Here is a 15073-nt window from a genome sequence, read left to right as displayed (position 1 = left end):
CGCCCCATGAAAACATCCACTGAACACGCTTTGGCCAAGGTGCCCGAAGTTACGCTGGGCTTCTGGCTCATCAAGATTGCCGCCACGACGCTCGGTGAAACTGGCGGTGATGCGGTTTCGATGTCCATGAACCTGGGCTACCTGGTCGGTACAGCCATCTTCGCGGCGATCTTCCTGGCTGCCGTGGTCGCGCAGGTCAAGGCCAAGGACTTCCACCCCTTCCTGTACTGGACGACCATCATCGCGACAACCACGGTCGGCACGACGCTGGCCGATTTCGCGGACCGATCGCTCGGAATCGGGTACGCTGGCGGTTCGAGCTTGCTGCTGGCCTTGCTGCTTGGCTCTCTCTTCGTCTGGCATCGCACCCTTGGCTCCGTGTCGGTAAGCACGGTCAGCTCGCCCAAGGCGGAAGCCTTTTACTGGTTGACGATTATGTTCTCCCAGACGCTGGGCACCGCGCTGGGCGACTGGACGGCTGATACGGCGGGCCTGGGATACACGGGTGCGGCCGTCGTGTTCGGCGGGCTGCTCGCGCTGGTCGTGGCAGCCTACTACTGGACGAGCGTGTCCCGCACGCTGCTGTTCTGGGCGGCGTTCATCCTGACGCGTCCGCTAGGTGCCGTGGTCGGCGATTTTCTGGACAAGCCGGTGAGCGCGGGCGGCTTGGCGCTGAGCCGCTATTCAGCGTCGGCCGCGCTGCTCACCTTCATAGTGGTGGCAATCCTGCTGTTCAGGCAGCGAGCCGCCAGGACGGCGCATTGAACAACAATTGAAGGGAGGGTGAGTGCGGGTATTGCTGGTCGAAGACGATCCCATGATCGGTGACGCGATCCAGGGCGCATTGAAGGATGCGTCCTACGCCGCCGACTGGGTGAAGGATGGGCAGACGGCGCTCACCACGCTGGGCTGCCAGCACTACGACCTGGTGCTACTCGACCTCGGTCTGCCCGGCAAGGATGGGCTGGAGGTGCTGGCCAGCATCCGAGCCAAGGACAACCCGATTCCCCTGCTCATCATCACGGCTCGCGATGGTCTGGATGACCGTCTGCGCGGCCTGGATGGCGGGGCCGACGACTACGTGTCCAAGCCCTTTCAGATGGCGGAACTACTGGCCCGGATGCGCGCCGTCCTGAGGCGCAAAGGTGGCACGGCAGCACCAGTGCTCAGCAACGGCGTGGTGACGCTCGACCCGGCCACCAAAGAGGCTTGTGCCAATGATGGCCCCCAAGTGCAACTGTCCAACCGCGAGTTCTCGCTACTGCAAGCCTTGCTGGTTCGGCCTGGTGCCATCCTTTCGCGCAGCGAACTGGAGGATCGCATCTATGGCTGGGGGGAAGAGGTCGAAAGCAATGCCGTCGAATATCTGATCCACGCACTGCGGCGCAAGCTCGGTGGCGAGGTCATCAAGAACGTCAGGGGGGTCGGATGGATGGTCTCAAAAGGCGCTTGAACGAATCGGTGCAGCTCAAGCTGTCCTTCACCTTGTCGCTGGCCATCCTCGTGGTGGCCGTTGTGGCGGGCGTCTTCTCGTTCCTGTCCGCCTTCGATGAAGCCCACGAACTACAGGACGATGTATTGCGCCAGGTGGCGCAGCTCATGGATCGTCAGCGCTTGTTGCCTGCCGTGCCAACCACCGATATCCGTCTCAAGGATGTCGATGAAGAGTCGCGCGTGATCGTCCAGCGCTTGGGTGAGGTCAGTCCCTCTACGGTAGGCGTGGACGCAGGAGGCGTGCTCCCGCTCCCGGCGACCTTGGCAGATGGATTGCACACGCTGGAAGTTGGTGGCGAGACGTTTCGCGTGCTGGTCAAGACCACAGCGAGCGGCGAACGCATTGCTGTGGCTCAGGAGTCCGGCTTCCGCAATGAAATTGCCCGCGACGGGGCACTGCGCACGGTGATGCCTTTCTTGATTCTCGTGCCGGTGCTGCTGTTGATCGTTGCTGACCTGGTGCGCAAGATGTTCCAGCCCATCGCGGCGCTGTCCAAGGAAATAGACCAGCGGGCAGAGCAGGAACTGCATCCCGTCGAAGACCGCCACCTTCCGGTCGAGGTACGTCCGTTTGCCGTGGCGATCAATCGCCTGCTCGCTCGTGTCGGCCAGTCGATGGAATCTCAGCGCCGCTTTGTCGCGGATGCCGCGCACGAGCTACGTTCGCCGCTGACAGCCATGTCGCTGCAAGCAGAACGGCTCGCGGAAGCGGAAATGTCCAGCGTGGCGCGCGAACGGCTGACGGTTTTGCGCCAAGGGATCGAGCGCGGCCGCAGCCTGCTCGATCAACTCTTGACCTTGGCCAAGGCGCAGTCGGCCACCGACCTGCCGAAGTCGCCTGTATCTGTCCAGAGCATCTACCGCCGCGTGCTGGAAGACCTGATGCCGCTGGCCGAGGCCAAGCACATCGACATTGGTGTCGAAGGCACGCTGGACGCCGAAGTGTGGGCAAGCGAGCTGGACATGATCGCTGTGGTCAAGAACCTGGTCGATAACGCCATCCGCTACACGCCAGAGGGAGGGCGTGTTGATCTTTCTGTGGGTGTTTCGGAAGGGAAGGTCGTACTACGTATTCAGGACAGTGGGCCTGGCATTCCGTTGGCTGAACGGGATCGAGTGTTTGATCCCTTCTACCGCACGCTGGGGAGCGAGCAGATCGGCTCGGGTCTGGGACTATCCATTGTCCAGACGATTGCCAATCGCATCGGTGCTGAAATCCGCCTCGACTTCTCAGACCAAGAGAAGCAAACTGGCTTAAATGTTGCCGTTATCGCTCCCATGCGGTAGGGGTTTGAGAAACGCGGAGGCAGGCTAAATGATTAATTCGGCGGGGTGGTTTTATTGGGCTTTGCTGTCCGCTATCTTTGCAGCACTGACGGCTATTTTTGCCAAGGTTGGCATTCAGGGAGTTGATTCCGATCTGGCCACCTTGATCCGCACGGCCATCATCATCGTCGTCCTGTCGGCGTTTGTTGCGTACACGGGGAAATGGGCCAACCCCTTGGAGTTATCACCCAAGACATGGCTTTTCCTCGGGCTGTCCGGCTTGGCAACAGGGGCATCGTGGGTCTGCTACTTCCGCGCACTCAAGATTGGCGATGCATCCAAGGTTGCGCCAGTGGATAAACTCAGTCTTGTCCTGGTGGCGGTATTTGCTTTCGCCTTTTTGGGCGAACGCCCGTCACTGAGGGAGTGGTCCGGCATTTCGATGGTCGCCGGAGGCGTTCTGTTATTGGCGTTCAAGTGATAACAGGTAGCACATACTGACTCAACCAGTCGTCACGATTCGTCTACAGTAACCGCTGTCCTGCCATCAAACTTGACTGAGCAGTTTCTCGCCATCAAGGCGCAACTCGCCCTTCGGCGAAATGTGCCGATACAAGGTCTGCCGTGTGATGCCCAGTTCCTGACATAGATCGCCGACCTTGGTTTCGGGCTGCCCCATAGCGGCCATCGCCAGCCGCAACTTGGCGGCAGTCATCTTGAAGGGCCGGCCGCCCTTTCTACCGCGCGCCCTCGCCGAAGCCAATCCTGCAATCGTGCGCTCGGCAATCAGTTCGCGCTCGAACTCGGCCAACGCGGCGAAGATGCCAAAGACCAACTTGCCGGCGGCCGTCGTGGTGTCAATGGCTGCGCCGTGCCCAGTCAACACTTTCAGACCGATGCCACGGCCGGTCATGTCGTGCACGGTGTTGATCAGGTGGCGCAGGTCGCGCCCGAGGCGATCCAGTTTCCACACCACCAGCGTGTCGCCGGGCCGCAGCGCTTTCAGGCAAGACACCAGGCCGGGTCGGTCCTCGCGCTTGCCGGACGCCTGATCCTCATAGAGATGGGCCGGATCGACGCCGTTAGCAATCAGCGCGTCGCGCTGCAAGTCGGTGGCTTGGGAGCCATCCGCCTTCGATACCCGCATGTAGCCAATCAGCATGTTTCACCTGTCACATATACGTTCGATTATGTGACAGTGTGCACCGGAAAGTTCTGGTCGTCAAAATTTGTCACTTAACCCGTCATTCTGTCTAAGACATGCAAAGGGTCCATCAGCCTCGTAATGTGACAGAAATTCCGGGGGAATGCCTTCCTTTGCAAAGGTGGCGCGCAACTGTTCCAGGGAAGCGGGATCGCGCCGACCATAGGAAGCCAACGCGAACAGCGAGCGTGCCGTCTCGGGGTCGTGCCGGGCTTCAATGATCGCCTCACTGATAGCTTGGACCGCCCGTTGCCAATGATTGACGGGTTCGGGCTTCGGCGGTTTCGCCGGCAGACCACTGGTGAACCCGGTTTGGAGCTCGGACCAGAACAGCTTTGCATGCTCGCCTGGCGGGCTGATATCCCTCACCTCGATCAAGCTGATTGCCGTTGCCGCCGCCTCCAGCATCTGCAACCGTATTGCCGGGTTCAGGGTTTCATACGGTCGCCACAGACTTTGCCCAGCACGCAGCGGATGCCCGCAGCCTTGCCAGACTTGGCGGAGATACCCCGCGTAGGTTCCGCACGCCGAAAGCGGGGTGTTCAGCTCATCGAGCAGCGTGCGTAGCAGTCGAAACCACAATCCAGCGTGGATGCGTCGGCACGGCAGTTCCACATGGCCGGTCGTCAGTGCCTGCCAGGTACGCCGGTCCATCACTGCAATCGCGTCGCTGGCGGTGCGCGACGCAGTGTCGGCGTTCTCCCAGCCGAGAAACCGCCCAGGTGTCAACGCCGGTTGAAAACTGACCCCTTTGTCGGCGCTCGCGCCGAAGTAAATTTGACCCCCTGGGGTTGAAGGGTTATTGGGCAGCAGTCCGAGCCCGAGCCGGGCTGTTGCCGGCTTTGCGCTTGTCCTTGAGCCGATAGCTTTCGCCACTGATCTGCACGATGTGAGCGTGATGCAGAAGGCGGTCGAGCATGGCTGCCGTGAGCGTCTGGTCGTCGGCGAAGGCGCTGGCCCATTGAGGGAAGGGCAGGTTGCTGGTCAAGATGATGCTGCCTCGCTCGTAGCGCTTGGCGACCACCTGGAAGAACAGATTTGCTTCATCGCGCCCGAAGGGCAGGTAGCCGATCTCGTCGATGACGAGCAGACGTGGGCCAAGCACGGCTCGATTGAAGTACTGCTTGAGCTGTCCTTGCCGATGTGCCGCGTTCAGCTGCAGGATGAGATCGGCGGCACTGATGAAGCGGGTCTTCACGCCAGCCATGGTGGCGCGATATGCCAGGGCAATTGCCACGTGATCTCGTACCGACTGTCAACGCATGTTCGCGGCTTCGGAGCAGGGCTCTACGCCGGTTCGGGCATAGGCTGGTTGCGGCGAGACTGGCGGACCTCGAGCGGCACTTTGAATTGCGCAGCAACGATACGTTTGCCCTCTTGGACGGAAATCGAGTTACCTTCCTGATCTCGAAGCACGTACGGCTCGCCGGTCTTCAACACGCGATAGATCCGGTTGATCAAGCGCGTCGCAACTGCGCAGATGGCTTGCTTGTGGTGATGCCCTTTGTTCACCATAAGACGCCAGTACACGGCGGCAAGATCTGGATCGATCTTTCGTGCAACGTCCGCAGCGATGTACAGCGCCCGCTTGACGCGATCACTACCACTCTTTGTCAGCCTTTGACCGGGCTTCTCTATACCACCGGACGAACTTCTGGTAGGAAACATACCGCAGAATCCGCGTATGTGATCTTCGTTACGGAAGCGTTTCGCGTAGCCGAGTACGCCGATGAGCAGCGGAGCCAAGGTCGCCCCTATGCCAGGAATAGATCGAAGCGCATCGGACGGATGCACCCGCTGATAGATCTGCTCCACTTCACGCTCGATCGCGCGGACGTGGCGATCCCACAGTCGCAAATGTTCGACTTCTTGCGCCACCTCGAATTGCAAAGCGGTGAAATCGACGCTATCGCCGTGGAGCTCAATGGTCTCTTCGGCCGCTGCCTTAAGTTTCTCGACCAGCGAATCGATGAAGGGGCCGCTCTTGGGATGATTCCCTGAGGCGTGTTGTGACAGGAATCGGGCGAGCACATCGCGTCGCATGGCTACGACCTTGCGCGGATCCAACAGCTCGCCGAGAATTGCTAGCGTGAGTTGCGTGACCGTATCGGGCAACACAGGCTCAAGCGCCGGGCACGCCCAGCGGATGAGGTCAAGAACGCGGCGCCGCGCGGAACACACTAGCTCCTGATAGCGGTGACGCTGTTTGGTCAGTCGTTGTAGTGAATGTTGCTCGGGCCCTGGCACATGAACTGGGTCGAGGCCACGGCCACCAAAGCCGGGTATTGCGCCCAATACATGTGCATCGGCCGCGTCGGTCTTGGCATGCTCGCTGAGGTATTTGCGTAACGCCTTCACGCGCTGACCCTTGACCCGAATGACTTTGATTCCGGCACGCTGCAGCCAGTTGGCCACCGGAAACCATGCCATGCCGGTTGGCTCCATCACGGCTGTGATCGGCGTATCGGCGCCGACGCCGCTCTTGATGGCTGACACGAAACGCCTGAGGTCGGTTGACGTCAAACGGAAGCGGATCGGTTTGCCAATTGCACGTCCATCATCGAAGATCTGCGCGACCTGAACTGCACTTATTGCCAGATCGATGCCGACGGTCCGGTGACGCACGGGTGCATTGCTGATAGAAGCCATGAGTTATTGTTCTCCTTATCAACGAATCAGAGGGCTCGTCGCTGGGCAGCACTGCCAGGTGTTTCATTCGTGGCCGCTTGAAACTCGCAGATTCATGCGCCACCATCTCGTTACTCTTGCCTGCGCCAGCCCGAACCCCGCAACCATGGGCTTCACATCGTCGGGACGAACTTTGCGGGCTCTCCCACGTTCTTAAGGTCGCCGGGTCCGGTGCCCGCAGGCAAGAGTACCAGCGAGCGAGCGGGCGGAGTTGAACGGCGAGTCAGAAGCGACAGAAGCTCGGCCTCATACTCTTGCCCCTCGGCGTACGTCCTGCACCCCGATTCAGACAAGAAGCTATCGAATTCGACGGTGCGAAGGTCGACCCGCGATCACTTCGTCGAGGCGCCCTGAAGCCCTATCATCGACTTGCCCCTCGGCGTCAACCCCGCACTGCTATAGATACCTGGCTCTTGCCCACGCCGGAGGGTCCGAGCAAGACGATGTTCTCGGCACGGTCGATGAATGCCAGGTTGGCCAGTTCCTGGATCTGCGCGCGGGGTGCGCCGCTGGCGAAGGCGAAGTCGTATTGCTCCAGCGTCTTGACTGCTGGCAGCGTTGCCATCTTCAGTAAGGTCGAGCGGCTGCGCTCCAGTTTTGCCTGGTGTTCGCCGCTCAGGATCTTCTCCAGGAAATCGGCGAAACTTGCTTGCTCGTCGGCGCTTTGCTGTGCGAGGTGGGCCCAGTCGGCCGCGATGCGCTCGAGCTTGAGCTGGATGCAGAGCTCGGCGATGCGTGCGTGCTGCAGGTTCATGCGGCATGCTCCAGTAAGGCGCCGTACACCGACAGCGGGTGCTGCAGGCTCTCGTGCGGAATCACCATATCTGCAGTTTTTACGGTAACGGCCGGCGGCGTAGCGAACGCCCTGGGCAGGCTCATCAAACTATGTCGCTCGTGAGCAAGGCGCACTTCGGGCTTCTCACCCGTCGTGCCGTGGATGCGTTGCTGCGCCACCTCTGCCAACCAGCGGCCGATATGGGCATTGGCCGTATCGACATCGAGGAGCAGGCCGGCCGTCTTCAGCGTCGCAGCCAACGGGGTGACGAAGCTGCTCTTCAGATAGCCGTTGAACCGTTCGACCTTGCCCTTGGTTCTGGCTCGATAGGGTCGACACAGCCTGGGACGAAAGCCAAACTCATCGGCCAACGAGGCAAGTGCTGGGTGCCAGCGATGTTGACCCTGGCCGTATGCATCGCGTTCGGTGACGACCGTACCGGCGTTGTCGAAAAGAACCTCTTCGGGCACGCCGCCGAAATAAACAAATGCTTCACGTAAGCCGCGTAGCCAAGCCGGGCTGTCTTCTCTCTCGGAAAATAGCACGAAGGTGGCGCGGCTGTAGCCCAGCGTGGCGACGAAGGCCTTCAGCGGATGGCGGCCTCGCCGTATCGTCGTGAAGTCGGCCTGCATCTGCTTGCCGGGTGGGGTCTCGAACCGCACCACAGGCTCGGCGGGACGAACCTTCAACGGCGCCAGAAACGCCTTCAACTGACTAATGCCGCCCGTGTAACCGTGTTCACGGATCTCGCGCAGAAGAACCGTCGCCGGAATCCAGTGCGGATGGGCCGCCTCGATGCGATCTCGCAGGTACTGCGTGTACGGGTCCAGCTTGCGTGGCCGCGCAGCCCTCGGGCCGTAGCTGGGAGGCGTCGCCTCACCGCGCAGGTATCGCCTGACTGTGTTGCGCGACACGCCCAACTCTCGCGCGATCGCCTTGATGCCGTGGCCCTGACGGGCCAGTACTCGAATCTCCAATGATTGCTCCTGGGTCAACATCTTGGCGGCCAAAAGCCGCCATCATCGCCCAGGGGGTCAGTTTTACCTCGGCGCCAGGGGTCAGTATTACTTCGGCGCTGACACCCAGGCACGCCCCAATAGGATTCCAGCCAGCAGCCATGCAGCGGGCAGCTCAGCATCAGGGGCAGCTATCGCGCGTCAATCAAGATGAGAACAGCGCGTCAATCAGGATGAGAACTGGCGTGGCGGCAGCGGTGGAGGGCGTAGCCCGGAAACCGCTGCCGCCACGCCGCGCCGAACAGTCCCCCCGTCGTCGGGGAGCCTTGTCGGTGGTCGCGGTGGATCGGGTATGAAGGAACCTTCCATTTCACGGGAGGCTACGGTGCCCGGGCGTCACGTCAACGACCACCAGATGAGGCTCTATATGAAGTACAGAAGCAAGGAACAACCGACCAAGGCAGGCGCACGCGCCGGGTTCAGCGCCGCCACTGCCTATCGCATCGAACAGGACCCAAGACCGCCATCGAAGAAGAAGGCGCCACGCACGCGTCGCCGTGCTGATCCCCTGGCAGCAATCTTTGACGCCGAGATCGTCCCGCTGCTCCAGTCCGCTCCCGGCATCCGGCCCGTGGCCGTACTGGACGAGATGCTTCGGCGCCATCCAGACCTCCCGGGCAACGTGCGTCGCACGCTCGAGCGGCGTATTCGCGACTGGCGGGCACTCCATGGCGAGGAGCGTGACGTCATGTTCCGCCAGGTGCACGAGCCCGGTCGCCTCGGATTGTCCGACTTCACCGAGATGGACAGCCTGGGCGTCACCGTGGCGGGTGTCGCGCTGGACCACCGTCTGTATCATTTCCGGCTGGCGTGCTCGGGCTTTGAGCACGCTCACGTCATCCTCGGCGGCGAGAGCTATGTCGCGCTGGCCGAAGGGCTGCAGAACGCGTTGTGGGTGCTCGGTGGCGCACCGCGCGAGCACCGCAGCGACAGCCTGTCGGCGGCGTTCCGCAATCTGGAACGCGAAGCGCGCGACGATCTCACCACGCGTTACGAAGCGCTCTGTGCTCACTACGGAATGCAGCCTACGCGCAACAACCGCGGCGTTGCCCATGAGAACGGCTCCATCGAGAGCCCTCACGGCCACCTCAAGAACGCGGTGCGTGATGCGTTGCTTTTGCGCGGCAGTAAAGACTTCGACGACCTCGATACCTATCGCCGCTTCATCGACGAGCACGTCTGTCGCATCAACGCGCGCAATGGCAAGCGCATTGATGCCGAGCGCCCGCAGCTTCAGCCACTGCCGCCGCAGCGCACGACGGACTACGAGCAAACGCGTGTGTACGTCAGCTCCACCGGCGGCTTTGTCCTGCGCAAGGTGTTCTATACCGTCCCGTCCCGGCTGATCGGTCATCGACTGCGCGTGCGGCTGTATGACGACCGGCTGGAACTGTTCCTGGGCAGCACCGCCCTGATGACGCTGCAGCGCGGCCGTCCGGGTCCCAGTGGCAAGCACGGCCACGTCGTCAACTACCGGCACATCATCCACGCGCTGCGCCGCAAGCCCATGGCGCTGCTCAACCTGGTCTACCGCGATCAGGTCTTTCCGCGTGAGGCCTATCGATTGACCTTCGAACGCCTGTGCGAGCAACTGCCGGAGCGTGCGGCATGCAAGACCATGGTTGAACTGCTCAGCCTGGCCCACGAGCGCAACTGCGAGGCACAACTGGCGCAGGCACTCGAGCAGTGCCTGGCCGACGGGCAACTGCCCGATCTGCACGCGCTGAGTTCCCGTTTCGAAGCGAAACCCGCGAGCCTGCCGCAGGTGAACGTCCAGCTGCCTTCGTTGCGCGACTACGAGGCCCTGCTTGGCCTGCAAATGGAGGTGGCAGCATGAATCACGAATTCGACGCCACCCGCCTGTCGCTGCTGCTCAACGATTTGCGGCTGCCCGCCATCAAGCAGATCTGGTCGAGCTTTGCCGAGCGTTCCGACACGGAAGGCTGGCCCGCGGCGCGCCTGCTCATGGCGCTGGCCGAACACGAGATCGCCGAGCGCGATCGACGTCGCATCGAACGTCACCTCAGGGACGCCAGGCTGCTGCCGGGCAAGACGCTGGAGAACTTCGATTTCGACGCGGTGCCGATGGTGTCGAGAGCGCACGTCTCGGCGCTTTGCGCTGGCGACGGCTGGCTGCGCAACGGCGCCAACCTGATTCTTCTGGGGCCGTCCGGAGGCGGCAAGTCGCACTTGTCGTCGGCCATTGGACTGAGCCTGCTGGAGAACGGCTGGAAGGTCCTGTTCGCCCGTACCACCGACCTCGTGCAGCGGTTGCAGGTCGCACGCCGCGAGCTGTCGCTGGAGTCCGCCATCAACCGGCTGGATCGATTCGATCTCCTTATTCTGGACGACTTTGCATACGTCAGCAAGGATCAGGCCGAGACGTCGGTGCTGTTCGAGCTCATCAGCGCCAGGTATGAGCACCGTTCTCTTTTGCTAACTGCAAATCAACCATTTGGCGAATGGGACCGTATCTTCCCCGACCGGGCCATGACGGTAGCCGCCGTCGACCGGCTGGTCCATCACTCGACGATCTTTGAACTGAACGTCGAAAGCTACCGTAGGCGTACCGCCCTGGAGCGCAAGCAGCAGGGACCGGGACGCCCGGCCAGTATCGCGACACCAAACAACGTCGGCGTGCCGCCGCGCCCGGAGGATCAGCAATGAAGCACAACGCACATCTGCAGCTCGTAACGCGTGACGATACATCCGATAGTTCGACGACGAAGCCCATCGCACGCACGGCCGCACAACGGCAACGCGCATACCGCTTACGCCGCAAACGGGCCGTTATAGACGCCATTGGTGAGGAAGCCTGCGCGTCACGCGTTACGATGCTGGCCCTGCTCGGCGAAGGCTTGGCGGCATTGGATAACAGCGACACTTCGACAAGGCTCATTGAGAGCAAACGCCACTGCGTAAGGCGTGTGCTCCAGGCCATCGTCACGCGTTACGCAATCGATCTCACCGACTGACGCGCTGTTCTCATCCTGATTGACGCGCGGCAGGCAGGCAACGCTCGCCAGCGTCAATCAACATCGACATCATCAACCTCGCCGCAGCATTCTCATCCTGATTGTCGCGCGGCACAGAATGCCTGCAGCGTAACGCTGCAGGCTCTGCCCGGCGACGGCTTGGCGGCATTGGACGCCGGCGACGTTCCACGATGCTCATCGAGATCAAACGCGACAGCGTAAAGCGTGTGCTCCAGGCCATCGCCACGCATTACGCAATCGTCCTCACCGGCTCGGGCGCCGTTCTCATCCTGATTGTCGCGCGGCACACGCGCGCCAGCGTCAATCAAAAACTGCGCGTCAATCAATAAACGCTTGTCAGCGCCAATCAACATCGGCATCATCAACCCCGCCGCGACATTCTCATCCTGATTGTCGCGCGTCTCTCATCCAGATTGTCGCGCCACAGGCAGCTTCCATGCAAGCAGTACGGCTTGGTTTGCCGGGTCGTTCAGACAGAGAGGACAGGCGCGATGTATCGGCTGGCTGGGCAGCCAGGCACGCCAGCTCGTGATGGATCGCGTCCTACGGCGGAGTTTCGGCAGCAGCACCGAGAGCTGGAACGCATAGGTTTCCAATGCGTCTGGAATCTGATCATCAAGGCTGTCCAGTAGCCAAGGCACCCAGCCGGCGAAACTCATGCAACGCAGCCGGTCCGGCTCGATGCCGCTCCGCTGGGAGAGCATCGCCAACAGCGCCAGTGGTGGCGCGGTATCCAGGTCATCAACCTGAGCGTGACCAAGATCGTGCTCCAGCAGCTCGGACACCTCCATGTGATAGCAAAGGGCCACGCGGTTGAGCCACGAAGACAAGGCTTCGCCTTCTCTGGGGGCCGGATGCAGTGGCCAGCGTGGCGCTGGCTTCACATCAGTTCCCGCTCGAATTGCCGCCGCCGCTCGCTGGGACCGGTGTAATCGGCCATGCTCAGCGTGCGATGGTTGATCGCTTCCTCGCCGCTCTCCACGGCGACGATGGCCGCCGCCATCAGCAAGTGCGCCAGTTCGCCGATGGTGCCCTCGCTGCGTGTGAGCAGGTAGCGGGCCATGTCCAGCGTGGCAATCGACGAGGGTCGCCGCAGTGGAAGCGAAGCGGCGAAACTGGCCAGCAGTGAGCAGCAATCGTGATTGGCCTCCCATACCGGCAGCATCATCGGCTCGAAGCGATTTTCCAACTGGTCATCGGAGCGGATGGCCAGGTAGGCGTCGCGCGTGCCGACCCCGACCAGTGGGATGCGCAGTTCATTGCCGAGGAAGCGCAGGAGATTGAGGAATTCCCGGCGATTGACGCTGTTACCGGCCAGGACGTTGTGCAACTCGTCGATCACCAGCATGCGCACGCCGACCTTGCGCAGCAGTGCCAGCGCCAGTTGTTCCATTTCTGGCAGCCGTGGGCGCGGTCGCAATGGCGCACCCATCGCCGCGAGCAGCGCGACGTAGAAGCGGATTACCGACGGTTCGGATGGCATCTGCACGACCAGTACCGGAATGTGCTCCTGGTCGGCGTCGGCTCTGGCCGGATGCGTGCGCCGGAACTTCTCGACGATCATCGACTTGCCGTTGTTGGTCGGGCCGACCAGCAGCAGGTTGGGCATGCGTTGCTTGTTTGGCCACGTATACAGGATTTCCAGCCGGTTCAGCGCCTCGACTGCTCGCGGATAGCCGATCCAGCGGTCGGCGCGAAGGCGATGGATGCGTTCGTCCGCCGGGAGACGGGCCAAGCCCTGGGCCGCCGGCAGCAGGTGGGACAAGTCGATGATGGGATATTCTTCCACGGCTACCACTCCTCAATCTGGTCGAACGGTTTGGCCGGCGGCTGGTTGTCTGCCTGCTGCCCATCCATGTCAGCGCCCGGTGGTGGCGTGGTTTTGACAGGCGTTGCCGTTGCCTTGAGATGCTGGCGTCGATCCGCGTCGCGCCGCGCCTTGCGCGTAGCCTTCTGCGCGGTGGTAACGATTTCGCGCATCTGGCCGATCATGCGGAACAACGCCGACTCATCCACCTGTTCGCGCCCTTGCTGCCGCAATTTCGCCAGCGCCTGTCGTTGTTCCCAGAGGGTGACAGCCGGGTGCGACAAGGTACGGTAGGGAATTTCCAGGTAGTGCTGCCCCTCTGGTTCCAGCACCCATATGCGGCTGATGTCGCGCGGGTCGCGCCGGATCAGGAACGCAGGCAAGCGGTCCCGCCGAGCTATCCACGGCTTGAGCGCATCGGCGTAGTAGTGGATGTGGTCGATGACGAAGCCGGTGCGGGTCAGCGTGCGGCGGATGATGGGCAGAAAATCGACCAGAAAAGCCGTAGCGCGAGTGATGACGGTTGGCACGCCGGTCCGCGTGATAGCTTCGGCCCAGCGCGCGGCCGGCGGTTGGAGCAGGCCGTTGTGCACGGAGCCGTGATAGGTGCCGACCGCCAATGTGAGCCAGCGCTCCAGCTCGCGCAGTGTCAGGGCGGCCATCTTCTCGGAGGCGTATTCCCCGCGCTGGTCAGGATTGGAGAAGGTCGTCCCCGGCAATTCGTCGTGGATCATCTGCATCGCCGTGCCGATGATCCGTTCCACGATACCGCCGTAGTGCGGCTGCCCAAGCGGGCGATAGTCCAACCGGATGCCATGCTGCTCGCAGCCACGGCGCAGCGCCTCGCTCTTGAACTCAGCCGCGTTGTCCAAGTAGAGCAGTCTGGGCTTGCCGCTCATCGGCCAATCCATCTCTACGTTCAACCCTTCCAACCAAGGGCGCTTGTCGCAGGCGGCATGCACCAAGCACAAGCCGACCGAGACGGCGGACGGGGCTTCCAGGGTAACGACCATGCCAACCACGCAGCGGGTGAATACGTCGATGGCGAGGGTCAGGTATGGACGGCCAATCGGTTGCCGGTCGCGCTCGTCCACCACGATCAGGTCGATGACTGTGTGGTCGATCTGCACCTGCTCCAGCGGCGCGGAGACGGGTGGCGGAACACCACCAACACCTTGCAGGTCGCGGGCGGCATCTTGTCCTTCCCGGCGGTGAGTGACCTCGCGCGGATCGAGGCCGGCGATCCGCAGAGCCACCGTGTTGCGCGCCGGCACCCGCAGCTTTTGCAGCTTGCACGCCCGCACAACTTCGCGGTGGAACGCCGCCAAGCTACGCTTCTGCTTGGTCAGGAAGCGCTTTTGCAGTAACTCGCGGATGATTCGTTCGACCGACTCCGGCAAGCGGCCTTTACCTTTGCCACCGCTCGACTGCCCAAGAGCCAAGTCAGTGACCAGCCCCGATCCTAGCCGGGCACGGCGGATCAGGACGTAGACCTGCCGCCGGGACAGCCCCAATGCCTGGGCTGCCGCGTCGGCCGCTTCATGCCCAACCGTCTCCGACTGCGCCAACGGCCCAATGATCTCCGCGCGACGACGCGCACGCTCCCATGCCTGTTCTGGCAGGGTGGCCACGCCGTGCTCGGTAATCGGTGCGGTATCGGTCGCCATGCTCATCTCGCTTTGGTGCACACGAGTATTGAGCATAGACGAGTTTCGTGCAGAGGAGTCCTGATATCTGGCTGTCAGGAGCCGTATGCACAAGAGGCTTCAAACCGCGCTGAATGGTGCAGTCGTCTTCTGAAAATGACAGGCGCGGCACGGGAATCAA

The 15073-nt window shown here is 62.0% G+C and carries 13 protein-coding genes and 5 pseudogenes; 8 read left to right on the top strand and 10 right to left on the bottom strand.

The window, feature by feature from the left end:
- Window positions 1-6 precede the first annotated feature (6 nt).
- From DCN14_RS37320 to DCN14_RS37305, 4 genes are read left to right on the top strand one after another with little or no spacing between them, the layout of a single operon-like run.
- Window positions 7-765 carry a membrane protein gene (locus tag DCN14_RS37320; RefSeq protein WP_011875625.1) on the top strand — a complete coding sequence of 253 codons (759 nt, stop codon included), beginning with the start codon at window positions 7-9 and terminating at the stop codon, window positions 763-765.
- Window positions 766-787: 22 nt separating this feature from the next.
- A complete protein-coding gene (locus tag DCN14_RS37315; RefSeq protein WP_011875626.1) occupies window positions 788-1453 on the top strand; it encodes a response regulator transcription factor in 666 nt (221 codons plus the stop codon).
- Entirely contained in the window at window positions 1429-2781 is a 1353-nt protein-coding gene (locus DCN14_RS37310) for an ATP-binding protein (protein WP_011875627.1), read from the top strand. Before DCN14_RS37315 ends, DCN14_RS37310 begins: the two co-directional genes overlap by 25 nt.
- A gap of 28 nt (window positions 2782-2809) precedes the next feature.
- On the top strand, window positions 2810-3241 hold the full coding sequence (locus DCN14_RS37305) for an EamA family transporter (protein ID WP_021161961.1): 432 nt from the start codon (window positions 2810-2812) through the stop codon (window positions 3239-3241).
- 66 nt (window positions 3242-3307) lie between these two features.
- Here the strand turns inward: DCN14_RS37305 and DCN14_RS37300 are convergent, their stop codons facing one another.
- The 7 genes and pseudogenes from DCN14_RS37300 to DCN14_RS38960 form a co-directional block, all read right to left on the bottom strand.
- Entirely contained in the window at window positions 3308-3922 is a 615-nt protein-coding gene (locus tag DCN14_RS37300) for a recombinase family protein (RefSeq protein ID WP_011875630.1), read from the bottom strand.
- Window positions 3923-3982: 60 nt separating this feature from the next.
- A pseudogene (locus DCN14_RS37295) lies at window positions 3983-4687 on the bottom strand (TniQ family protein); the annotation flags it as partial.
- Window positions 4688-4763: 76 nt separating this feature from the next.
- Window positions 4764-5210, bottom strand: a pseudogene (locus tag DCN14_RS37290) (ATP-binding protein); the annotation flags it as partial.
- Window positions 5211-5251: 41 nt separating this feature from the next.
- On the bottom strand, window positions 5252-6613 hold the full coding sequence (locus DCN14_RS37285) for an IS110 family transposase (protein ID WP_011875602.1): 1362 nt from the start codon (window positions 6611-6613) through the stop codon (window positions 5252-5254).
- Window positions 6614-7043: 430 nt separating this feature from the next.
- A pseudogene (locus DCN14_RS37280) lies at window positions 7044-7406 on the bottom strand (ATP-binding protein); the annotation flags it as partial.
- Window positions 7403-8425: an IS21 family transposase gene (gene istA, locus DCN14_RS37275; RefSeq protein WP_011875632.1), complete on the bottom strand. Its 1023-nt coding sequence runs from the start codon at window positions 8423-8425 to the stop codon at window positions 7403-7405. The pseudogene DCN14_RS37280 and the gene istA (DCN14_RS37275), both read right to left, overlap by 4 nt.
- Window positions 8426-8508: 83 nt before the next feature.
- Window positions 8509-8607 (bottom strand): annotated as a pseudogene (locus tag DCN14_RS38960) (TniQ family protein); the annotation flags it as partial.
- A 191-nt stretch (window positions 8608-8798) separates the two neighbouring features.
- Here DCN14_RS38960 and istA (DCN14_RS37265) point away from each other — a divergent pair.
- From istA (DCN14_RS37265) to DCN14_RS38330, 4 genes are all read left to right on the top strand, one after another.
- Window positions 8799-10280, top strand: coding sequence for an IS21 family transposase (istA, locus tag DCN14_RS37265; RefSeq protein WP_096509060.1), 1482 nt, complete (start codon window positions 8799-8801; stop codon window positions 10278-10280).
- Window positions 10277-11110, top strand: a complete 834-nt coding sequence (gene istB, locus DCN14_RS37260; RefSeq protein ID WP_115531504.1) for an IS21-like element helper ATPase IstB — start codon at window positions 10277-10279, stop codon at window positions 11108-11110. Before istA (DCN14_RS37265) ends, istB begins: the two co-directional genes overlap by 4 nt.
- The gene (locus DCN14_RS37255; RefSeq protein ID WP_096509064.1) at window positions 11107-11418 is read left to right on the top strand and encodes a hypothetical protein; all 312 of its coding nucleotides are present in this window, start codon (window positions 11107-11109) and stop codon (window positions 11416-11418) included. Before istB ends, DCN14_RS37255 begins: the two co-directional genes overlap by 4 nt.
- Before the next feature lie 191 nt (window positions 11419-11609).
- On the top strand, window positions 11610-11768 hold the full coding sequence (locus DCN14_RS38330) for a hypothetical protein (protein WP_162826291.1): 159 nt from the start codon (window positions 11610-11612) through the stop codon (window positions 11766-11768).
- Between the two features lie 93 nt (window positions 11769-11861).
- Here the strand turns inward: DCN14_RS38330 and DCN14_RS37250 are convergent.
- From DCN14_RS37250 to DCN14_RS37240, 3 genes and pseudogenes are all read right to left on the bottom strand, one after another.
- Window positions 11862-12323 (bottom strand): annotated as a pseudogene (locus DCN14_RS37250) (TniQ family protein); the annotation flags it as partial.
- Window positions 12320-13228, bottom strand: coding sequence for a TniB family NTP-binding protein (locus DCN14_RS37245; RefSeq protein ID WP_009687862.1), 909 nt, complete (start codon window positions 13226-13228; stop codon window positions 12320-12322). The pseudogene DCN14_RS37250 and the gene DCN14_RS37245, both read right to left, overlap by 4 nt.
- A 2-nt stretch (window positions 13229-13230) precedes the next feature.
- The gene (locus DCN14_RS37240; RefSeq protein ID WP_011875634.1) at window positions 13231-14913 is read right to left on the bottom strand and encodes a DDE-type integrase/transposase/recombinase; all 1683 of its coding nucleotides are present in this window, start codon (window positions 14911-14913) and stop codon (window positions 13231-13233) included.
- Window positions 14914-15073 lie beyond the last annotated feature (160 nt).

Origin of the sequence: Burkholderia sp. IDO3 (assembly GCF_003366075.1) — a bacterium.
Classification (GTDB): domain Bacteria; phylum Pseudomonadota; class Gammaproteobacteria; order Burkholderiales; family Burkholderiaceae; genus Burkholderia; species Burkholderia anthina.
Note: the sequence above shows the minus strand (reverse complement) of the source record. Positions and strands in the feature narration are given on the sequence as shown.